This window comes from Kitasatospora sp. NPDC053308, assembly GCF_055585785.1.
Map to the genome: position 1 here is coordinate 74,347 of NZ_JBVJJY010000019.1, position 20,293 is coordinate 94,639.

At 73.8% G+C, this 20,293-nt stretch carries 16 protein-coding genes; 1 reads left to right on the forward strand and 15 read right to left on the reverse strand.

From position 1 onward, the window contains the following. Positions 1 to 75: 75 nt before the first annotated feature. The 10 genes from ACZ6Y7_RS31100 to nrdR form a co-directional block, all read right to left on the reverse strand. Entirely contained in the window at positions 76 to 1,320 is a 1,245-nt protein-coding gene (locus ACZ6Y7_RS31100) for a cytochrome P450 (protein ID WP_465761276.1), read from the reverse strand. Beyond that, positions 1,317 to 2,078 carry a GTP-binding protein gene (locus ACZ6Y7_RS31105; RefSeq protein WP_465761277.1) on the reverse strand — a complete coding sequence of 254 codons (762 nt, stop codon included), beginning with the start codon at positions 2,076 to 2,078 and terminating at the stop codon, positions 1,317 to 1,319. The genes ACZ6Y7_RS31100 and ACZ6Y7_RS31105 overlap by 4 nt, the downstream gene beginning before the upstream one ends. After that, entirely contained in the window at positions 2,059 to 2,427 is a 369-nt protein-coding gene (locus tag ACZ6Y7_RS31110; RefSeq protein ID WP_465761278.1) for a DUF742 domain-containing protein, read from the reverse strand. The genes ACZ6Y7_RS31105 and ACZ6Y7_RS31110 overlap by 20 nt, the downstream gene beginning before the upstream one ends. Beyond that, positions 2,424 to 2,906: a roadblock/LC7 domain-containing protein gene (locus ACZ6Y7_RS31115; protein WP_465761279.1), complete on the reverse strand. Its 483-nt coding sequence runs from the start codon at positions 2,904 to 2,906 to the stop codon at positions 2,424 to 2,426. The genes ACZ6Y7_RS31110 and ACZ6Y7_RS31115 overlap by 4 nt, the downstream gene beginning before the upstream one ends. 320 nt (positions 2,907 to 3,226) lie before the next feature. Further along, positions 3,227 to 4,948 (reverse strand): sensor histidine kinase, encoded by a 1,722-nt coding sequence (locus ACZ6Y7_RS31120; RefSeq protein WP_465761280.1) that lies wholly within the window; start codon positions 4,946 to 4,948, stop codon positions 3,227 to 3,229. A 421-nt stretch (positions 4,949 to 5,369) separates the two neighbouring features. Further along, a complete protein-coding gene (locus ACZ6Y7_RS31125; protein ID WP_465761281.1) occupies positions 5,370 to 5,936 on the reverse strand; it encodes a Clp protease N-terminal domain-containing protein in 567 nt (188 codons plus the stop codon). A gap of 3 nt (positions 5,937 to 5,939) precedes the next feature. Next, positions 5,940 to 6,176 (reverse strand): RNA polymerase subunit sigma-70, encoded by a 237-nt coding sequence (locus ACZ6Y7_RS31130; protein WP_465761282.1) that lies wholly within the window; start codon positions 6,174 to 6,176, stop codon positions 5,940 to 5,942. Positions 6,177 to 6,234: 58 nt separating this feature from the next. Further along, on the reverse strand, positions 6,235 to 7,005 hold the full coding sequence (locus ACZ6Y7_RS31135; RefSeq protein WP_465761283.1) for an SDR family oxidoreductase: 771 nt from the start codon (positions 7,003 to 7,005) through the stop codon (positions 6,235 to 6,237). Between the two features lie 187 nt (positions 7,006 to 7,192). After that, positions 7,193 to 10,066: a vitamin B12-dependent ribonucleotide reductase gene (locus ACZ6Y7_RS31140; protein ID WP_465761284.1), complete on the reverse strand. Its 2,874-nt coding sequence runs from the start codon at positions 10,064 to 10,066 to the stop codon at positions 7,193 to 7,195. Positions 10,067 to 10,277: 211 nt separating this feature from the next. Next, complete coding sequence (gene nrdR / locus ACZ6Y7_RS31145) at positions 10,278 to 10,778, reverse strand: transcriptional regulator NrdR (RefSeq protein ID WP_465761285.1); 501 nt, start codon at positions 10,776 to 10,778, stop codon at positions 10,278 to 10,280. A gap of 528 nt (positions 10,779 to 11,306) precedes the next feature. On the opposite strand from nrdR, the gene lexA reads away from it, so the two are divergent. After that, positions 11,307 to 12,002 carry a transcriptional repressor LexA gene (gene lexA / locus ACZ6Y7_RS31150; protein ID WP_465613571.1) on the forward strand — a complete coding sequence of 232 codons (696 nt, stop codon included), beginning with the start codon at positions 11,307 to 11,309 and terminating at the stop codon, positions 12,000 to 12,002. A 177-nt stretch (positions 12,003 to 12,179) separates the two neighbouring features. Here lexA and ACZ6Y7_RS31155 read toward each other — a convergent pair whose 3' ends face one another. From ACZ6Y7_RS31155 to ACZ6Y7_RS31175, 5 genes are all read right to left on the reverse strand, one after another. Then, entirely contained in the window at positions 12,180 to 14,339 is a 2,160-nt protein-coding gene (locus ACZ6Y7_RS31155) for an ATP-dependent DNA helicase (protein WP_465761286.1), read from the reverse strand. 12 nt (positions 14,340 to 14,351) lie between these two features. After that, entirely contained in the window at positions 14,352 to 16,175 is a 1,824-nt protein-coding gene (locus ACZ6Y7_RS31160) for an IucA/IucC family protein (RefSeq protein ID WP_465761287.1), read from the reverse strand. Next, a complete protein-coding gene (locus ACZ6Y7_RS31165; RefSeq protein ID WP_465761288.1) occupies positions 16,153 to 17,559 on the reverse strand; it encodes a lysine N(6)-hydroxylase/L-ornithine N(5)-oxygenase family protein in 1,407 nt (468 codons plus the stop codon). The genes ACZ6Y7_RS31160 and ACZ6Y7_RS31165 overlap by 23 nt, the downstream gene beginning before the upstream one ends. A 99-nt stretch (positions 17,560 to 17,658) precedes the next feature. Then, entirely contained in the window at positions 17,659 to 18,327 is a 669-nt protein-coding gene (locus tag ACZ6Y7_RS31170; protein WP_465761329.1) for a GNAT family N-acetyltransferase, read from the reverse strand. Next, entirely contained in the window at positions 18,219 to 20,081 is a 1,863-nt protein-coding gene (locus tag ACZ6Y7_RS31175; protein ID WP_465761289.1) for an IucA/IucC family protein, read from the reverse strand. Before ACZ6Y7_RS31175 ends, ACZ6Y7_RS31170 begins: the two co-directional genes overlap by 109 nt. Positions 20,082 to 20,293: the final 212 nt, after the last annotated feature.

Below are 20,293 nucleotides of genomic sequence, written 5' to 3' on the forward strand. Positions count from 1 at the left end.
GACGTCCGGCGACGGAGTCGGCCCCGATCGACGAGGGGTCGACCGGGCTCGACGGGGGCTGGCAGCGGCCGCGGATCAGGCGGGGTGGCCCGGGGTGAACGACACCGGCAGCGCCACCAGCCCGCGCACCCAGGCCGACGGCCGCCACACCAGCGCGTGCTCGGCCACCGCCAGCCGCAGGTCCGGCAGCCGGTCCAGCAGCACCTCGATCGCGGTGGTCGCGATCACCTCGGCCGCCTCCTGCGCGGGGAACGGGCAGCCGTGCTCGCCGTACGAGTAGCTCATGTGCGCCCGGTTGCCCTCGGCCGGACGGCCGTCGGCCTGCCGGACCGCCGGGTCCGCGTTGGCCCCGGCGAAGCCCAGCAGCAGCATGTCGCCCGCGCCGATCCGCTGGCCGCCCAGCTGGGTGTCCCGCACCGCCCAGCGCCCGGCGAAGATCTGCGTCGGGGTGTCCTCCCAGAGCGCCTCGTTGAGCGCCTGGCTGATGCTGCGCCGGCCACCCGCCAGCGAGGCGGCGAACCGCTCGTCGGTGAGCATCAGCCGCAGCGCGTTGGAGATCCAGTACGAGCTCGGCTGGTGACCGGCGATCAGCAGCACCCGCAGGTCGCGCATCACCTCGTCGTGGCTCAGCCCGGCCTCGTGCGCCAGCATCCGCGAAGCCACGTCGGCGCCCGGGTGCTGGGCCTTCTCCTCCACCAGCGCGAGCATCAGCTCCAGCAGCCGCTGCGCGCCGGCCGGCGCGTCCGAGCCGCCGTCCAGCATCGCCAGCAGCGCCGCGATCAGCTGCGGCGCCTGCTCCTCGTCCAGGCCGAGCACCCGGCACAGCACCAGCAGCGGCATCCGGTGCGCGTACTCGGCGACCAGGTCGGCCTCGCCGCGCCCGGCGAACTCGTCGATCAGCCGGTCGGCGATCTCCTCGGAGTGCTTGCGCAGTTCGTAGGGATCGATCCCGGCCAGCGCGTCGGTGACCGCGCGCGACCGCCGGACGTGCTCCTCGCCCTCGGCGTAGAGGATCGACGGCACCGGCGCCATCATCGGCTTCAGCGGCCAGTCGGCGGGCAGCGTCTCCCAGGCGTGCCAGCGGCTGGAGTCGCGGCCGAACAGCTGCGGCTGGCCGGTCACCTGCTGCAGCTCGCGGTAGCCGATGACCAGCCAGGCGGGCACGCCGCCGGCCAGCTCGACCGGGGCGACCGGGCCGTGCGCGGCGCGCAGCTCGCGGTACAGCTGGGCCGGGTCGGTCTGGAAACGCGGCCCGTACAGCGGCGTGGCGCCGGGGTGCGCCGGGCAGCCCGGCGGCGGGGTGGCGGCGGGCTCGGTCACGGGATGCTCTCCTCGTACGTCGCGGTGGCGGCCGCTGCCGGGGCGGCGGCCTCTTCGGAACCGGTCGTGCCGGCCGGGTCGCCCTCGTCGGCACGGGCCGGGTCGGCCGGGTCGGCCCGGTCGCCCTCGTCGGCGCCGGCCGGAACGGCCAGGTCGGTCTCATCGGCCCCGGCCAGGGCCGCCAGGTGCCGGACCAGCTCGATCAGCACCCGCTTGCCGGACTCGCGGTCGCGCGCGTCGCAGTCCACCAGCGGCACCTGGGCCGGCAGGTCCAGCGCCTCGCGGACCTGCTCCAGGGTGTGGGTCGGCTCGCCGAAGTTGTTGCGGGCGACGATGAACGGGGTGCCGTGGTGCTCCAGCCGGTCGATCGCGTACCAGGACTCCTCCAGCCGCCGGGTGTCCACCAGGACGACCGCGCCCAGGGCGCCGGTGAACAGCCGGTCCCAGAGGAACCAGAAGCGCTCCTGCCCGGGCGCGCCGAACAGGTACAGCACCTGGCGCGCGGAGAGGGTGATCCGGCCGAAGTCGAAGGCGACCGTGGTGGAGCGCTTGCCCCAGGCGCCGGCCGGGTCGATGCCCTCGCCCGCGCGGGTCATCACCTCCTCGGTGTTCAGCGGACGGATCTCGCTGACCGAGCCGACCAGCGTGGTCTTGCCCACGCCGAAGCCGCCGACCACGACGATCTTCTGCGCGTTGTCGGCGGTCGCCCGCAGCGGGGTGCGTCCGGCGGGCCGGACGTCAGAGCCGTTGGAGGCCATGCAGCACCTGCTTCAGCGTGTCGAGGTCGGGCAGCCGGGCCTTGTTCGGCGCGAACCGGGGGTGGCGGGCGGTGACCGCTCCGGACTCCAGCAGGTCGCCGAGCAGGATCTTCACCACCGAGACGGGCAGCGCCAGCTCCGCCGCCACCTCCACGACCGCGGTCGGGGCCTCGCACATCCGCAGGATCCGGGCGTGCTCCGACTGCATCCCGGGCACCGGCTGCCGCTCGGCGACGATCAGGGTGACCAGGTCGAAGGCGTTCTCCGGGGCGCGGCTGCGGCCCTTGGTGATGGTGTAGAGGCGGTCCGGGTCGTCGTCACGGCCCGGCAGCACCGGCCCGGCGTTCATATCCCCGCGCCCTCTGGTGTGGTGGTGGCACTCCCGTCCGCGGCTCCGGCCCCGGCCTCCGCCACGTCCGCCGACTCCACCGCCTCACGGGCCGGCGCGCTGAGGTGGACGCCGATCTGCTCGATCAGGCCGTGCATGTTGTGACCGACCACGCCGACGTCCGCGTCGTCGTCCGTGACCACCGCGAGGTGCGCGCCCTCGCCGGCCGCCACGATGCACAGGATGCCGCCGTGGAACTCGGTCATCGACTGGCGGACGCCGCCGCTGCCGTCGCCGAACTCGATCGAGGCGCCGTGCGCGAGGCTCTGCAGACCGGAGGCGATCGCCGCCAGCTGGTCGGCCTGGTCGGTGTCCAGCCCGGCGGTGTGGCAGAGCTTGAGGCCGTCGGCGGAGAGCACCAGGGCGTGCCGGGTGCCGGGGGTGGCCGCCAGCAGGTTCTCCAACAGCCAGTCGAGGTCGCGGTCAGTGGCGCTTGTCATCTGATACCTCCGATGAGTCCCCGGCGTTGGCCGGGGGAGAATACGGGCGTTCCGTCGGCGAGGCAGAACGCGGCAGGACTTGTCACGTCGCAGCGCCGTCATCGTCGTCGCCTGCTACGTCGCCGGAGTCGGCCGGAGCGTGGTGAAGCTCCGAACCGGCCTACCGCCGGGCCGGCGGGACGTCAGGTCGGTGGAGCTGGTGTCGGACCGATGGGCGGCACACCGTCCCCCCGCCGGTGGACCAGGTCGGCAAGCGCCTGTGCAGCAGAAAGCCCGACCCGCGAGGGTTGGAGTCCTCTGGCCTCGGCCGGAGGAGGACGTCAAGAGGTGTCCTTCTCGGTGGCGGAGGAGCCATCGGACGTGACGTCCGTGGTCGGCGGCCCGTCCCGTCTTGTCGACAGGGCCGCCATACGGAACGCCCCGAACCGGGCGGCCGCAGTCACCGCATCGGCGCGTACGGGCTTCGCGGTCCGGTCCGCCGCCGGGGCGGTCGTCAAGGTCTGCCCGCGACGGCGCTGCGGCAGGCCGCTGTCGGTCACAGGGGCGGGCGCGGGCGGCAGGGGGGCCGCATTCGGCGCCGGCGCCGCCGGGGTGGTGAGGGCCGCCGGGGTGGTGAGCGCGGTCGGCGCTGCGGGCGCCGGCGGCAGGGGCGTACGGCCCGGGCGTGCGGGGGTCAGGGCGGGGCGCGCGGACTCCGCGGCCGGCGCCTGCGCGGGGACGGACGCCGGCGCCTGGTGCGTGATCAGCTGCTGCGGGATCAGCACCACCACCCCCGTACCGCCGCGTGCCGACGGCCGGAAGGAGACCTGCAGCCCGTGCTTGCGCGCCAGCACCCCGACCACCGCGAGCCCCAGCCGGGTACCGGCGGAGAGCGTGGTGAGGTCCAGCGGCTCGGCGGAGACCGCCCGCTCGGCGCGGCGCAGCCAGCTGTCGCTCAGGCCCAGTCCGCTGTCCTCGACGGTGACCGCCAGTCCGGCGGGCACCTCCTCGACGTAAACGTGCACCTCGGCCGGCGGAGCGGAGAAGTTGGTCGCGTTGTCCAGCAGCTCGGCCAGCGCGTGCATGATCCCCTCGGCGGCGTACCCGGCCACCGCGGCGGAGCTGGCGTTGTGCAGCCGCACCCGCTGGTAGGCGCCGATCCGGCCGAGCGCGCCGCGCAGCACCGACTCCACCGCGATCGGCTTGGCCCAGCGCCGGCCCGAGCGGGCGCCGGTGAGCACCGCGATGCTGTCGGCCATCCGGCCCGCCTGGGCGGTCGAGTGGTCCAGGCTCAGCAGGTCGCCGAGCACCTCCTCGTCGTGCCGGTGCTGCATCTCGCGCAGCTCGGCGTGCATGCTCGTGGCCAGCGCCTGCACCCGCCCGGCTGCCGTCGCGCAGACCGCGAGGGCGGCGGCCCGCAGCCGCTCGCCCCGGCCGATCTCCTCGCCGACGGCGCGCAGCAGCGCGTACTGGGGGTGCTTGCGGTGCGCGGCCAGCGCGCTGTCCACGGACGCGCCCGCGCGCAGCTTCTTCACCACCTCGGGCAGCACACCCTCCGCGATCCGGTCCAGCTCGGCGCGCTCGGCCTCGACCGCGGCGCGGTCCGCCTCCGCCCCCGCCCGCTCGGCGTCCAGCTCGGCCCGCACCCGGTCCACCTCGGCCCGCGCGGCGACGGCCTCGGCCTCGGCGCGGGCCTGCTCGGCACGGGCGGCGTCCCGTTCGGCCTCCGCGGCGGTCGCGCGCCCCTCGGCCGCCGTCTCCGCCTGCCGGGCGGCGCCGGCGACGACCAGCGCCCTCATCGCCTCCTGGTGCTGCTCCGCCACCTCCTCGGCGAGTCGGCGGGAGCGCTCGACGCCGGTCGCCGCGAGGCCGACCGCGATCAGCCAGAGAACGGTGACGGCGCCCACGGCCAGGGCGGTGAGCGGCTGGTGCGCGCCCAGGGCCCGGCTGACACCGACCGGTGCGGCGACCAGCGCCAGCAGGACGGCGGCCGCCGTCAGGGCGACGGTGCGCGGCGCGGGCCGTCGGCGCGGCCGGCCGTCGGGGCTGGTGGCTTCTCTCATCGGTGCGGTCCTCGGCAACGTCGGCGGGCGGCGGCACGGCGGCGGGTCGGCGACGATCGCGACCGCCGACAGCTGGTCGGGCGCATACCAGACCGCCCGGGGACGCAGCGAAACGTCTCCGGGCGGCTGATCGGTTCACGCTTTCGGCCGATCATATCGATTCAGACATTGCCCTCAAGCGGCCAGTTGACGGGCAGTCTCCTCCATCCACGCGCCGTACACCGATTGGCGACGCAACCGCCGCACGGCCGAGTGGCCTGCTTCACCTCCGGGCGATCACGGCCGGGCGATCACGGCCGGGCGTTCGCAGTCGGGCGATCACGGCCGGGCCGCGCAGCCGGGCCCCGCATTCAGGGTTCACGGCCCGGAGTCCACCCCCGAAATCCACCACCCGGACCCGCAGCCGGACCCGCAGCCGGTCTCAGCCCGCCTTCCGCTCGACCGCCTCCCGGACGGCCTTCGGGTCCAGCCCGTGGTCGACCACCACCCGCACCCCCAGCCCCTCCCCCTCGCGGAGCACGCCGAGCAGCAGGTGCCCGACCCCGATCTCCCCCGACTTCAGCCGCAGCGACTCCCGCAGCGACAGCTCCACCGCCTTCCTCGCCCGCCCCGTGAACGGGAGGTGCCCGCCCCTCCCCCCGCCGGAGCGGAACCAGCCGCGACGCTTCGGCGCCTCCTCGGGCGGGGCGTCCAGCGCCCCCTCCCCGAAGACCGACTCGACCGCCTCGCGCACCGCGTCCAGGTCGACCCCGATCGCGGCGAGCGCCTGCGCCTCGCCGGTGTCCCCCAGCAGGCGGCGTACCGCCCGCTGCGCCGTGGCGTGGTCCAGTCCGGCCTCCGTCAGCACCCCGGCGGCCGGGTCCTCCGACCGCCTGAGGATCGCCAGCAGGAGGTGCTCCGTGCCGACGTGGCCGTGCCGCAGCTCCCGCGCCTCCTGCTGGGCGGTGACCACGACCTGCCGCGCCGCTTCGGTGAATCGCTCGAACATCCCTCAGCCCCCTTCCCGCTCGGTGCCGGCTCCGCGCCGGGCGTACTTCTTGTGGACCGCCTGCCTGGTCACCCCGAGGCAGACCGCGATGTCCTGCCAGGACCAGCCCTGCGACCGGGCGTTGCCCACCTGCAGGCCCTCCAGACGGTCCGCCAGGTCGCGCAGGGCGCGGACCGCCCGGAGGCCCACCGCGGGGTCACGACTGCTCGCCGCGGCCGCGAGTTCTCCGCTTTCGCTCATGCCGTCAACTCTGGTTGACATCGGCGCGAGTGTCAACCCTGATTGACAGCTGGGACCGTCAGCGGCCCCCGAACCGCCGCTCCAGCGCCTCCTCGAAGGTCCCCCGGCCCACCGCCCGCTCCGGCGCGAGGTTCCCGCCCGCGCGCAGTCCCCGGCCCGCCGCCCCCGGCAACCGCAGCGGCAGCAGCAGCCGCCGCCTGCCCGCCGCCCGCAGGTACGCCCCGGCCAGCTCCCGGTACGAGCGCACCCGCGGCCCGCCCACCTCCGGCGCGAACCCGGCCGGCTCCTCCCCCACGAGCCCGACGACCGCCGCGGCCACCTCCCGGACGTCCACCGGCTGGAACCGCACCCCGGCGAACACCGGGAACACCGGCAGCTTCGCCGAGGCGTCGAAGAACCTCAGCAGCAGGTCGTGGAACTGCGTCGCCCGCAGCACCGTCCACCCGAGCCCGGACTCCCGCACCACCCGCTCACAGACGAGCTTCGTCCGGTAGTACCCGAGCGGCACCCGGTCGATCCCCACGATCGACACGTACACCAGGTGCCGGACCCCGGCCTCCCGCGCCCGCCCCACCAGCGTCCGCACCGCCGCCACGTCCGCCTTGCGCTGGGTGGTCGCGCAGTCCACCACCACCTCGACCCCGGCCACCGCCTCCGCGATCCCGGCCCCGCTCACCAGGTCCCCGACCACCCACTCGACCCCGTCACCCCCGCCCCGCGCCCGCCGGCTCAACCCCCGCACCGCCACCCCGCGCGCCACCAGCAGCCGCACCACCTCCCGCCCCAGCGTCCCCGTCGCCCCGGTCACCAGCACCGTCCCGTCCACCACGCCGTTCCCTCCGTCGAAACACCTGTCACCCCTACGGACCGGACACGGCCCCGATCCGTGACATCGGCGGCCCCGCCGGGCGGAAAAAAAAGGGGGCGGGAAACGGAAAAGAGGCGGGGCGAGGACCTGAAGTCCTCGCCCCGCCTCGGGTCTTCACCTCAGCGGGTGGAAACCGGGTCGGGCACGATCAGCTGCAGCCGCTGGTGGAGCCGCAGCCCTCGCAGAGGTAGCAGCTGCCGGCGCGGCGCATCTTGGTGCCGCAGGAGAAGCAGAGCGGCGCATCGGCGTTGAGGCCGAGCTGGATCTCCATCAGCTCCGTGGAGTTGTGGGCCTGCTTCGGGGCGGCCTTGGGCGCCTCGACGGCCGGGGCCGGCTTGGCGGCGACCACCGGGGCCGACTGGGCCAGCGACTCGGTGTCGAGCTCCTCGGCCTCCAGCGGCTCGTAGGAGCCGGTCTCCAGGTGGCGCTGACGCTCCTCGACGGAGTGGATGCCGAGCGCCGAGCGGGTCTCGAACGGCAGGAAGTCCAGCGCCAGGCGGCGGAAGATGTAGTCGACGATCGACTGCGCCATCCGCACGTCCGGGTCGTCGGTCAGACCGGCCGGCTCGAAGCGCATGTTGGTGAACTTCGAGACGTAGGTCTCCAGCGGCACGCCGTACTGCAGGCCGACCGAGACGGCGATGGAGAAGGCGTCCATCATGCCCGCGAGGGTCGAGCCCTGCTTGGACATCTTCAGGAAGACCTCGCCGAGGCCGTCGTCCGGGTAGGAGTTGGCGGTCATGTAGCCCTCGGCGCCACCGACCGTGAAGGAGGTGGTGATGCCCGGACGGCCCTTGGGCAGGCGCTTGCGGACCGGACGGTACTCGACGACCTTCTCGACCGCGGCGCCCGGGGCCTCCTCGGCCTTGGCCTCGGAGTCCTTCTTCTTGGCCGAGAGCGGCTGGCCGACCTTCGAGTTCTCGCGGTAGATGGCGAGCGCCTTGACGCCCATCTTCCACGCCTCGAAGTAGATCTCCTCGACGTCCTCGACGGTCGCGGCGGCGGGCATGTTCACGGTCTTGGAGATGGCGCCGGAGATCCACGGCTGGATCGCCGCCATCATCCGCACGTGCCCCATCGGCGAGATCGAGCGCTCGCCCATGGCGCAGTCGAACACCTCGTAGTGCTCGGTCTTGAGGCCCGGCGCGTCCACCACGTTGCCGTGCTCGGCGATGTGGGCGACGATCGCCTCGATCTGCTCGTCCTGGTAGCCGAGGCGCTTGAGGGCCCGCGGCACGGTGCCGTTGACGATCTGCATCGAGCCGCCGCCGACGAGCTTCTTGAACTTGACCAGGGCCAGGTCGGGCTCGACGCCGGTGGTGTCGCAGTCCATCATCAGACCGATGGTGCCGGTCGGGGCCAGCACCGAGGCCTGGGCGTTGCGGAAACCGTTCTGCGCGCCGATGCGCAGGACGTCCTGCCAGGTCTTGTTGGCCGCCAGCCAGACCGGCGCGTCCAGCTCGTCCACCGAGACGGCGTCGAGCGAGGCGTCCGCGTGCTGCTTCATGACCTGGCGGTGCGCGGCCGCGTTGCGGGCGTAGCCGTCGTACGGGCCCACCACGCCGGCGAGTTCGGCGCCGCGGCGGTAGGCGGTGCCGGTCATCAGCGAGGTGATGGCGCCGGCCAGGGCGCGGCCGCCCTCGCTGTCGTAGGCGTGGCCGGTGGCCATCAGCAGGGCGCCGAGGTTGGCGTAGCCGATGCCGAGCTGGCGGTAGGCGCGGGTGGTCTCGCCGATCTTCTCGGTCGGGAAGTCGGCGAAGCAGATGGAGATGTCCATCGCGGTGATGACCAGCTCGACGACCTTGGCGAACCGCTCGGCGTCGAACGAGTCGTCGTCGCGCAGGAACTTCATCAGGTTGAGCGAGGCCAGGTTGCAGCTGGAGTTGTCCAGGTGCATGTACTCGGAGCAGGGGTTGGACGCGTTGATGCGGCCGGACTCCGGGCAGGTGTGCCAGTGGTTGATGGTGGAGTCGTACTGGATGCCCGGGTCGGCGCAGGCCCAGGCGGCCTCGGCCATCTTGCGGAAGAGCTTCTTGGCGTCGACGGTCTCGATGACCTCGCCGGTCATCCGGGCGCGCAGCCCGAACTCGGTGCCGTTCTCGACGGCGGTCATGAATTCGTCGGAGACGCGGACCGAGTTGTTGGCGTTCTGGTACTGCACGGAGGTGATGTCGTCACCGCCGAGGTCCATGTCGAAGCCCGCGTCGCGCAGGGCGCGGATCTTCTCCTCCTCCTTCACCTTGGTCTCGATGAAGGCCTCGACGTCCGGGTGGTCGACGTCGAGCACGACCATCTTGGCCGCGCGGCGGGTGGCGCCACCGGACTTGATGGTGCCGGCGGAGGCGTCGGCGCCGCGCATGAAGGAGACCGGGCCGGAGGCGTTGCCGCCGGAGGACAGCAGCTCCTTGGAGGAGCGGATCCGGGAGAGGTTGAGGCCGGCGCCGGAGCCGCCCTTGAAGATCATGCCCTCTTCCTTGTACCAGTCGAGGATCGACTCCATGGAGTCGTCGACGGACAGGATGAAGCAGGCGCTGACCTGCTGGGGCTGCTTGGTGCCGACGTTGAACCAGACCGGCGAGTTGAAGCTGAACACCTGGTGGAGGAGGGCGTGGGTCAGCTCGTGCTCGAAGACGTCGGCGTCGTCCGTGCTCGCGAAGTAGCCGTGCTTCTCGCCGGCGGCGCGGTAGGTGAGCACCACGCGGTCGATGATCTGCTTGAGGCTCCACTCGCGCTGCGGGGTGCCGACGGCGCCGCGGAAGTACTTGGACGTGACGATGTTGACGGCGTTGACCGACCAGAAGTCGGGGAACTCGACGCCGCGCTGCTCGAAGTTGATCGAGCCGTCGCGCCAGTTGGTCATGACGACGTCGCGCCGCTCCCAGCGGACCTCGTCGTACGGGTGCACGCCAGGAGTGGTGTGGATGCGCTCCATCCGGAGACCGCCCTTCGGCGCCTTGGCGCCCTTGGCCGCGGCCTTCTCGGACTTCGACCCGCGTGCGGAACCGCTCGTGGTGTCTGTCACTTCTCGCTCCTCCTCCTGGGCAAACGCCCGAAGTGCCCCGAAAAGTCCGGGCACCGCTGGTTCGTTCTTCCGGTGTGCGGGCAGGCGGAGACCCTGCCTCGTTTTCGCACGGTTTGTAGTGTTCTGCGCCCCGTTTCCGGGCGCGCGGGGACCCCGTGGGGCCGGTGTGGTGCGGCTGGGCCCCGTCCGGAGCCCGGTGCGCCGGCGCCTCCTAGGGCGCGGCGGCGGGGACGGACACGCGGGCGTCGTCCGTCTCCGTGGTGAGCGGCCGCTCGGCGCGGAGTTCCGCGATGGCGGCCTCGAAGTCTTCCAGTCCGTCGTACGCCTGGTACACGCTGGCGAAGCGGAGGTAGGCGACCACGTCGAGTTCCTTGAGCGGGCCGAGTATGGCCAGGCCCACGTCGTGGGTGGTCAGCTCGGCGTTGCCGCTGGCCCGCACGCACTCCTCGACCCGCTGGCCGAGCTGGGCCAGGGCGTCCTCGGTGACCGGTCGGCCCTGGCAGGCCTTGCGGACGCCGGTGATGACCTTCTGCCGGGAGAACGGCTCGGTGACGCCGCTGCGCTTGATGACCATCAGCGCGGCCGTCTCCACCGTGGTGAAGCGGCGGCCGCAGTCCGGGCACTGCCGGCGGCGCCGGATACAGCTGCCGTCCTCGGTGGTCCGGCTGTCGACAACGCGGCTGTCGGAGTGCCGGCAGAAGGGGCAGTGCACCTCGGGATCCCTCCCTGGCAGATCGTGCGGACCTGGTGAGTCTATGCGATGCGACCCCGGCCTCGGCAAGCTGATCATGCGACGCGACCACTAGTACTGGGCACGGAGAGGACTGTAGCTACTACATCTAGGTCTCGGGGGGAGGCGACACCCCTGGCGTGTCGGCGCCGATTAGACTGCCGGAGTCGAGTTCCGGTCGAACATTTAATCGATGTACAACAAAGCCTTGATCGAGTCAGCCAACTCCCGAATAATTCACTCGAACGTGTGTTTGGCGCAACCTTTCGATAGGAGGTGCGTTGGGCTGGAAAAGGGAGAGGACAGCCGTCGAGAGGGGCCGCCGTGAACACGATCGAAAGCAACACCATCCCGGTGCAGGAACACTCCCAGTTCAAGGTGGGGCAGCGCACCACGAATCAGCAGAGTGTGGACATCAGCATGGACCGCAGTGAAGACCACCGCCTGTCCGGTACGGGCCTTTCCGGCGCGAACCGGGTGCCCGACCAGCCGATCGAACACTCCCCCGCCATGGACGACACCCACGCCTCCCCGGCCCGCGCGATGCCCGGCCGCCCCCCCGGCATCCGTACCGACGAGGCCGGTCTCACCGAGCGCCAGCGCCGGGTGATCGAGGTCATCCGCGATTCCGTCCAGCGCCGGGGGTACCCGCCGTCCATGCGCGAGATCGGCCAGGCCGTCGGCCTGTCCAGCACCTCCTCGGTGGCCCACCAGCTGATGGCCCTGGAGCGCAAGGGCTTCCTGCGCCGGGACCCGCACCGTCCGCGCGCCTACGAGGTCCGCGGCGTCGAGGTGGCCCGCCCCAACACCGCCGAGACGGCCGGCCGCCCGTCCACCTCGTACGTGCCGCTGGTGGGCCGGATCGCCGCCGGCGGGCCGATCCTGGCCGAGCAGACGGTCGAGGACGTCTTCCCGCTGCCCCGCCAACTGGTCGGCGAGGGCGAGCTGTTCGCGCTCACCGTGCGCGGCGACTCGATGATCGAGGCGGCCATCTGCGACGGCGACTGGGTCACCGTGCGCCGCCAGCCGGTCGCCGAGAACGGCGACATCGTGGCCGCGATGATCGACGGCGAGGCCACCGTCAAGCGCCTCAAGCGCGAGGACGGCCGGATCTGGCTGATGCCGCACAACCCGGCGTACGAGCCGATCAACGGAGACAACGCGACCATCCTGGGCAAGGTCGTCGCGGTCCTGCGCCGCCTCTGACCCGCGCCCGGCAGACGCCTGGGCCCCGGACGCCCGAACGCCGAAGACGCCCACGACGCCAAAGGCGCCCACCACACTGAAGCGCGCCCAGCCACCGACACCGGGAGGGGCTCCACCGCACGAGCGGGGAGCCCCTCCGGCGTTCGCGGGGGGCCGGCCGACCCGGGCCCCGGTGTCTCAGCCCCGCTTCGCCACCGGCCGTACGGGCGCCGCCGAGGCGTCGATCGCCGCCAGCGAGCGGCGCACCTGGTTGCGGTCCGTGGTGAACCAGAACTCGGGCATCGAGGAGCGGAAGAAGCCCCCGTACCGCTTGGTCGCCACCCGCGGGTCGAGCACCGCCACCACGCCCCGGTCGTCGGCCGCGCGCACCAGCCGGCCCGCGCCCTGCGCCATCAGCAGCGCCGCGTGCGTCGCCGCGACCGCCATGAAGCCGTTGCCGCCCCGCTGCTCCACGTCCTTCTGGCGGGCGCTCATCAGCGGGTCGTCCGGCCGCGGGAACGGGATCCGGTCCATCACGACCAGCTGGCAGGCCGAGCCGGGCACGTCCACGCCCTGCCAGAGCGACAGGGTGCCGAACAGGCAGGTGGACGCGTCCGAGGCGAACTCGCGGATCAACTCGCCCAGGGTGTCCTCCCCCTGGAGCAGGATCCGGTGGTCCAGCCGCTCCCGCATCGCCTCGGCGGCCGTCTGGGCGCCGCGCATGGAGGAGAACAGGCCGAGCGTCCGCCCGCCGGCCGCGCCGATCAGCTCGGCCAACTCGTCGAGCATGTCCGGCCGTTCGGGATCGCGCCCGGGATCGGCCAGGTGCTTGGCGACGTACAGGATGCCCTGCTTGGGGTACTTGAACGGCGAGCCGACGTCGATCCCGCGCCAGTGCGGGACGGCGTCCTCGCCGAACCCGGGGCCGGGCTCCGGGTTGTCCCCGGCCGTCCGGACGTCCGGCAGCCGCGCCTCGGCGGGCAGGCCGACCGAGGCGGCGACGCCGTTGAAGTCCCCGCCGAGCTTGAGCGTGGCCGAGGTGAGGACGACCGAGCGCTCCTTGTACAGCCCCTCGCGCAGCAGCCCGGAGACGCTCAGCGGGGCGACCCGCAGCGAGGCGGTGCCCAGCCCGTAGCGGTCGCTGCGCTCGATCCAGACGACGTCGTACTCGGAGTCCTCCAGCAGCCGCTCGGCGGTCTCGTGCAGCGCCTCGGCGGAGGCCATCGCCTGCTTGCGGACGGCGTCCTCGTCGCTGAGCCCCTTGTCGCGGGTCTCGCCGAGCGAGGTGATCACCTGGCGGGCGGCGTCCCGGATCGCGGTGACCGCGTACGCCAGGTACTCGGGCAGCTCCTCGACCCGGCCGGGCTGGGCGGTCTCCATCAGGCCGTGGTAGTTCTCGGCGGCGGCCTGCAGGGCGTCCACAGCCTTCTCGTTGGCGAGCCGGGCGGCGCGCTTCACCGCCCGGTTGACCGCGCCGACGGTCAGCTCGGCGGTGGCCGCGCCGGTGACCCGGTTGACCAGCTCGTGGGCCTCGTCCACGATCAGCAGCCCGTGCTCGGGCAGCACCGGCGCGCCCTCGATCGCGTCGATCGCGAGCATCGCGTGGTTGGTGACCACGACATCGGCCAGCTTGGCCCGCTCCCGCGCCTTCTCGGCGAAGCACTCCTGGCCGTACGGGCAGCGGGTGGCGCCCAGGCACTCCTTGGAGGTGACCGACAGCTGGGCCCAGGCCCTGTCGGAGACGCCGGGGCTGAGGTCGTCGCGGTCCCCGGTGTCGGTCTCGTCGGCCCAGTCGCGCAGCCGCAGCACGTCCTGGCCGAGCTTGCCGGTCGGCCCGCCGAGCGCGTCCACCGGGTCGAACAGGCCCTCGCCCTCGTCGCTCGGGGTGCCCTCGTTGGCCCGGTGCAGGCACAGGTAGTTGGAGCGGCCCTTGAGCATCGCGAACAGCGGGCGGCGGCGCAGGACCGGGTGCATCGCCTCGACGGTGCGCGGCAAGTCCCGTTCCACCAGCTGGCGTTGCAGGGCCAGGGTGGCGGTGGCGACCACCACGCGGTCCCCGTGGGCGAGCGCGGGCACCAGGTAGGCGAGGGACTTCCCGGTGCCGGTGCCGGCCTGGACGAGCAGGTGCTCGCCGTGGTCGACGGCGTCGGCGACGGCCTCGGCCATCCGGACCTGGCCGGGGCGCTCGACGCCGCCGACGGCCGCCACCGCGGCGTGCAGCAGCTCGGGGATCCGCGAGCGCGGGACGGCGACGGCTTCCTCGGCCTCGTCGCCGAGGTCCACCGCCGGCCGGTCTTCGGGATCGCGGGACTCGGAGTCGCGGCGCTCGGAGTCGTGGGATTCGGAGTCGTTCGTCATGACCCTCCCACCCTACGGGGCGGGGGTGACAATCCGGTCCCGTTGCGCGGGCAGCCGCACGTCCACGGTCACCAGCGCGTTCGGCACGGTCCCGAACCGGGCCGCGTGCGGGCGGTGCGGGCGGTCCTGGTAGCCGTCGAGGAGCAGCCGGTTGCGGTTGAGGCAGAGCCGGTCGATCCTGGGCCGGAACAGGTCGAACAGCTCGAAGCGCTCCCGCAGCTCGGGGAAGCGCTCCTGGTGGCGGAGGACCTCGGCGCGCAGCAGGGCCCAGAACTCCGTCTCGGGCAGTCCGGTCTGCGCCTCCAGCAGCGGGGCGAGGTAGCGGAAGACACCGATGAACAGCCCGGAGTGGATGAACTGGCAGAGCCCTTGGGGTGCCTCCCGCAGCAGCACGTCGGCCACCTCGGCGGGCAGGTCGCGCAGTTCGGGCAGGTCGTGCGCGCTGAGGTTGACGTCGTCGACGAAGTCCTTGACCGCGAGCCGGGCGGGGGTGTCGCGCTCGTCGAAGACCACGATCGCGTTCTCGCCGTGCGGGGAGAAGACCAGCCCGTAGCGGTAGAGGAAGTGCAGCAGCGGCGGCAGCATCGCGGCGAACAGCCGGCCGGTCCACTCGGTGGGGCCGAGGCCGGAGCGGGCGATCAGCTCGGCGGCCAGGGCCCGTCCGTCGGAGCCGGTCTGCAGCAGGGCGGCGAGGGTGCGGGCGCGTTCGCCGTCGTCCAGGAAGGGGCCGAGCGGTTCGCGCCAGATCGCGCCGAGCAGCTCCTTGTACTGGTACGGGGCCTCGGGCAGCTCCCGGTACACGGGGTGGTCGACGGTGACGGAGGCGATCTCGCCGAGGAGGACGACCCGGCACTCGTCGCGCAGGAAGGGGTCGGCGTCCCGCAGCCCGTGCAGCCAGGCGGTGACGGCGGGCGCGGCGAGGGTGCGCTCGGTGGGCAGGCCGCGCCAGACCAGGGTGTTGAGGATGGACAGCGGCAGTTTGACGGTGCAGCGCTCGGGGTGGGCGGTGTTGAAGAAGGTGCGGATGGACTGCTGGGGCAGCCGTGGGTCGCCGTCCGAGGGCAGCGGGACGATCTCGCCGGAGGCGATCCAGGGCGCGAACAGCGGCAGGACGGTCTCGTCCCACTGCCAGGGGTGCACGGGCAGCAGCAGGTAGTCCTCGGCGTCCGGGCCGAGCCCGGCGCGCAGGGCGGCCACGTCGTCCAGCTCGCGGGCGTACAGCTGCTCGGGACGCTCCAGGCCGGGCACCCCCCGGTACTCGGCGAGCCGGCGGTGGACGGCGATCCAGGGCAGCGGGCGCGGGCTGCGGGCCTCCGGGGCCCAGCGGGCGGCGTCGGCGGCGGAGAAGCCGATCCGGCCCTTGTTCGGGACGATCCAGGGGTGGCCGCCCTGCCGGCCCTCCAGCGCGGTGTGGTCGAGGTCGGCGAGTTCGGCGGCGGTGAGCGCGGTGGCGAGCTGGCGGGCGTCGGCGGTGAGGGTGGCGGAGAGTTCGCGGATGAGGTGGGCGGTGGTGTCGCCGGACATCCCGAGGGTCTCCCGGGCGTACGGGAGGAAGCGCAGGGGGTCCAGTCCGTCGGGTTCGGAGCAGCGGACGGACTCCGGGTCGACCTGCCAGCCGTCGTAGGCGCCGCGCCGGGCGGTGAAGCGGTACTCGACCTCGGGCAGCTTCAGGAGGTACTCGCCGTCGAGGGCGCCGGGGGCGGGCTTGAGCAGGTCCTCGTAGGCGAGTTCGCCGAGCATCTTGGCCAGGAGGGTGCGGCCGGCCCGCCGCCAGTGCCCGGCGGTGAGGTGCGGGGGCAGGTAGAGCGGGGGTTCAGCGGCCGGCGGTTGCGGCACGGGTCAGCTCCTGGGGGCGAGGGAGGACGGGGGTCCGTCCGTAGGGGGCGGGGGCGGGCGGGGCGAAGCCGGTCCAGGCGGTGCGGCCGGGCAGCCGGTGGACGGTCCGCCCGGTCACGGCGTTGAGGATCACGGCGGCCCGGTGGGCGCCGAGCCCGAGGTCGGGGGTGCCGACGCCGTGGGTGTGCAGTTCGGCGTTCTGGACGTAGAGGCCGCCGGTGAGTTCGGGCCGGGTGGCGACCCGGTGGTGCAGGTCGACCCGGTAGCGCCCCGCCTCGTCCCAGTCGATCAGGTCGGCGAGCGGTTCGAGCGCGGCCGGGCGGGCGGCCCGGTAGCCGGTGGCGAGCACCACGGCGTCGGTGCGCAGGAGGTGTTCGGCACCGGAGTCGGTGTGCCGGCAGTGCAGTTCGAGGCCGCCGCAGGGGCCGGGTCGGGCGTCGGTGACGGCGGTGCCGGGGGTGATCTCGACCGGGGCGGTGTCGATCGGGCGGCCGATGGTGCGCTCGTAGAGGTGGTCGTGGATCTCGGCGAGGGTCTCGGCGCTGGCGGCCTTGTGCAGTTGCCACTGGGCGCTGACCAGGGCGTCCCGGACGGGTCCGGGCAGGCCGTGGAAGTAGCGGGTGTAGTCGGGGGTGAAGTGCTCCAGGCCGAGCTTGGAGTACTCCATGGGGGCGAGGGCCCGGGTACGGGTGAGCCAGCGCAGCCGGACGTCGTCGTCCTGGTGGCGGCGGAGCAGGTCGAGGAAGACCTCGGCGCCGGACTGGCCGCTGCCGATCACCGTGATGTCCCGGGCGCCGGCCAGGTCGGCGCGGCGGTCCAGGTAGTCGGCGGAGTGGAAGGCCCGCGGGTGGCCGGCCAGGCCCGCGAAGGCCTCGGGCAGCACCGGCCGGGTGCCGACGCCGAGGACGAGGTTGCGGGCCCGTACGGTGGACCGTCGACCGGTCGCGGTGTCGGTCAGCTCGACCCGGTAGCAGGGCGTTCCGCCCGGTGCGGCGGTCCAGTGCAGGGCGGTGACCTCGGTGCCGAAGCGGCAGTTGGCCAGCCGCTCGGCGGCCCAGCGGCAGTAGTGGTCGTACTCGCGGCGCGGCAGCTGGAAGCGCTCGGCGAAGTAGAACGGGAACAGCCGGTCCTGCTCGCGCAGGTAGTTGAGGAAGGACCACGGATTGGTCGGGTCCACCAGCGAGACCAGGTCGGCGAGGAAGGGCACCTGCATCCGGGCTCCGTCCACCAGCATCCCGTGGTGCCAGCGGAACTCCGGGCGCTGGTCGCAGAAGAGCGTGCGCAGGCCGGGGACGGGCGCGGCGAGTGCGGCGAGCGAGAGGTTGAACGGGCCGATGCCGACGCCGAGCAGGTCGTACGGCGGCTGGGGTGCTGCGGTGTCCACGGGGTGTCCTAGACGGGGTCGGGCCGGCCGGCGCGGGGCCGGTCGGGCTCGGGGCGGGCCGGTCGGGGCCTGCCGGGTCGGGCCGGTCGCGGTCGGGGGCTAGGGAGTGGCCGCCCGGCAGCGCACCATGAGGGCGGCCCGCTTGTCGGGCAGGTCGAGTTCGGCGGCCGCCCGGAACCCGGCGCGTTCGAAGGCCCGGACGGAGCGCCGGTTGCGGACGTCCGGTTCGGCGACGACCCGTTCGCAGGACGGGCGGCGGCGCAGGATCCGCTCCGCGAGCGCGGCCAGCAGCACGGCGCCGAGCCCGCGGCCGCGGCTGGCGGCGGGGCCGAGCAGCAGGTGGACGCCGGCGTCGTGCGGCCGGGCGGGGTAGTGCGCGGCCAGCGGGTCGAGGTCGGCGCGGTAGACCTCCCAGTAGCTCATCGGCTCGCCGTCGAGGAGGCCGAGGCAGGGGGCGCTGCGGCCGTCGCCGTCCAGCTGGGCCCGGATGTGCCGGTCGGTGAGCTCCGGCGGGCCGGCCAGCTCCCAGAAGGCGGCGACCTCGGGGTCGTTCATCCATCCGGCGAGCAGCGCCAGGTCGCCGGGCAGCCGGACCGGGCTGAGCCGGAACTCCCCGGCCGGGGTGGGGATCGGTCCCCACCCGGGCAGGTCGTCCCACATCAGCGGCCCGCCACCGGGTTGGGGATGTCCACGTAGACGGACTGGCTGGCGACCGGGCCGACCAGCTCGTCCATGCCGTTGATCCGGGTGAGCAGGTTGGCCTTGCAGGGCAGCGTGGGCGCGTCCAGCAGCAGGCCGGGCAGCGCCGAGCCGGTGGCGGCCGCCCGCGGTCCGGCCAGGAAGCGCCGCAGCCCGGCGATCAGCACGGTCTCGTCCGCCAGTCGCTGGGAGCCGAGGGCGCCGATCAGGCCCAGGACGTGGTTGATGCCGAGGTAGTAGGCGAAGTGGTGGTCGATCACCGGGTCCGGCAGGAAGGTGTCGCTCTCGGCACCGAGCCCGGGCAGCCGGGCGGTGAGCCGCTCGGCGGCGCTCTCCCGGTAGTAGTAGCCCTGGTTGTCGCGGTAGCGGCCGCCGCTCGGCCAGCCGTCCCGGTCCAGCAGGACCAGGCTGTTCTGCTGGTGCGCCTCCAGGGCGATGCCGCCGCGGCCGTCCAGCCACAGGACGGGCAGCACGACGGCGTCCAGGTAGCGCAGGAACCATTCGGCGGCGACGGTCTGCAGCGGTCGGCCGCAGCGGGCGGCGAGCGCCCGCAGGATCTCACCGAGCCGGGACGGCACGGTGTCGCCGGTGCCGAGCGGCTGTTCGGCGACCAGCCCGGCGACGCACAGCACGCGCTCGGCGGGCGCGAAGGGCTGGGCGCGCAGCACGGTGTCCAGTCCGCCCGGGTCGCCGAGTGCCGGGTGGTCGACGCCGATCCAGGCCGGGTCGCGGACGATGTCGAAGTCGGGGTGGGCGGCCCGCCACTCGGCGGCCAGCCCGCTCTCCAGCAGCCGGTGCATCTCCAGGCCCCGGTGCAGCTCCTTGCGCAGGTTCTCCCGGCGGGAGTTGGTGATCCGCAGGCCGAGCGAGAGCTTGAGCATCCAGGGGGTGCCGGGCCGGTAGACGGTGCGCACCGAGGAGGTGGGGTACCAGGGCTCGCCGGCTGGACCGAGGTCCTGCAGCAGGCCGTCCGCGAGCAGCGCGGCGACGGCGGGGCGGTGGGCGAGTTCGCGGGCCTGCCAGGGGTGCAGCGGCAGGGCGGCGGTGCCGGGCGGCAGGGCGAGCGCGCCGTCGAGCAGTCCGGCGGTGAGCCGGTCGGCGGTCTCCGCGACGGCGGAGCCCGCGGCGAGCAGCTCGCGGTCCACGGCGTACCAGTGCAGCCGGAAGGAGCCGTGCAGTTCGGGCGAGTAGGCGGCGCTCTGGGCCGGGCCGAGGCCGTCGCGGCTCTTCGGGGTCGGGTGGAGCGGGTGGCCGAGCAGCAGGGATTGCTCGGCGGCGAGGAAGTGCGAACGCTCGGGGCCGCCGGGTGCGGCGGCGGTACGGCGGTGGGCGAGGATCTCGGCGGTGCGGACGACGGAGTCGGCGACCCGGCCGGCGAGGTCGGCGACCTGCCCGGGGTCGGGCCGGTCGGCGGCCGCGGCGGCGAGCAGCGCGGCGGCGGTGACGGCGTCCACCGGGGCGTCGGCGCCGTCCGCTCCGGCACCGATCTCCTCCACGGCACCGCTCTCCCCGGTGGCACCGCCCCCGCCGGCCGCGAGGCCGGCCGGGCCGAAGCGGTGCCAGCCGCCGGGCGACCAGTAGCGGACCGGGACGGTGAGCCGGGCGGCGCCGCCGAGGACGGCGATCCGCAACCGGCCGTCCGGGCCGGGCCGGGCCCCGGTCTCCCGGGTCCAGCAGCGCAACAGGGCTTCCAGGGCGGCTTGTTCGGCCGCGACGGCGGGATCGGGGTGCAGCAGCGGGTCGGGCTCGGTCCGGTGCTCCTCGCGCACGGGCGCCACCTGCTGCGGCGGTTCGGGCGGGGCTCCGGTGAGGGCGGTGCTCAAGGCTGCTCCTTGGGGCGCGTGGACGTGCGGACGCGCTCTGTGCCGGCAGGATCGGCGGGCACTCACACCGTCGCGTCAGGTAAGGGTTACCTATCCCTGAGGGGTGATCACAAGGACGGCTCACTCGTCCGGGTGAAGATCGGGGATTGTCCGCCACCGGAGCGAAGCGCCCTGCTGTGCCAACGAGCCGACCGGGCCCGCGTCACGGATCG

What these genes read in the sequence shown, in the direction of transcription:
- lexA (WP_465613571.1), top strand. Translation starts at nt 11,307, where the DNA reads ATGGACGACACCCACGCCTCCCCGGCCCGCGCGATGCCCGGCCGCCCC.
- ACZ6Y7_RS31130 (WP_465761282.1), bottom strand. Translation starts at nt 6,176, where the DNA reads ATGAGCGAAAGCGGAGAACTCGCGGCCGCGGCGAGCAGTCGTGACCCC.
- ACZ6Y7_RS31120 (WP_465761280.1), bottom strand. Translation starts at nt 4,948, where the DNA reads ATGAGAGAAGCCACCAGCCCCGACGGCCGGCCGCGCCGACGGCCCGCG.
- ACZ6Y7_RS31115 (WP_465761279.1), bottom strand. Translation starts at nt 2,906, where the DNA reads ATGACAAGCGCCACTGACCGCGACCTCGACTGGCTGTTGGAGAACCTG.
- ACZ6Y7_RS31105 (WP_465761277.1), bottom strand. Translation starts at nt 2,078, where the DNA reads ATGGCCTCCAACGGCTCTGACGTCCGGCCCGCCGGACGCACCCCGCTG.
- ACZ6Y7_RS31125 (WP_465761281.1), bottom strand. Translation starts at nt 5,936, where the DNA reads ATGTTCGAGCGATTCACCGAAGCGGCGCGGCAGGTCGTGGTCACCGCC.
- ACZ6Y7_RS31155 (WP_465761286.1), bottom strand. Translation starts at nt 14,339, where the DNA reads ATGACGAACGACTCCGAATCCCACGACTCCGAGCGCCGCGACTCCGAG.
- ACZ6Y7_RS31110 (WP_465761278.1), bottom strand. Translation starts at nt 2,427, where the DNA reads ATGAACGCCGGGCCGGTGCTGCCGGGCCGTGACGACGACCCGGACCGC.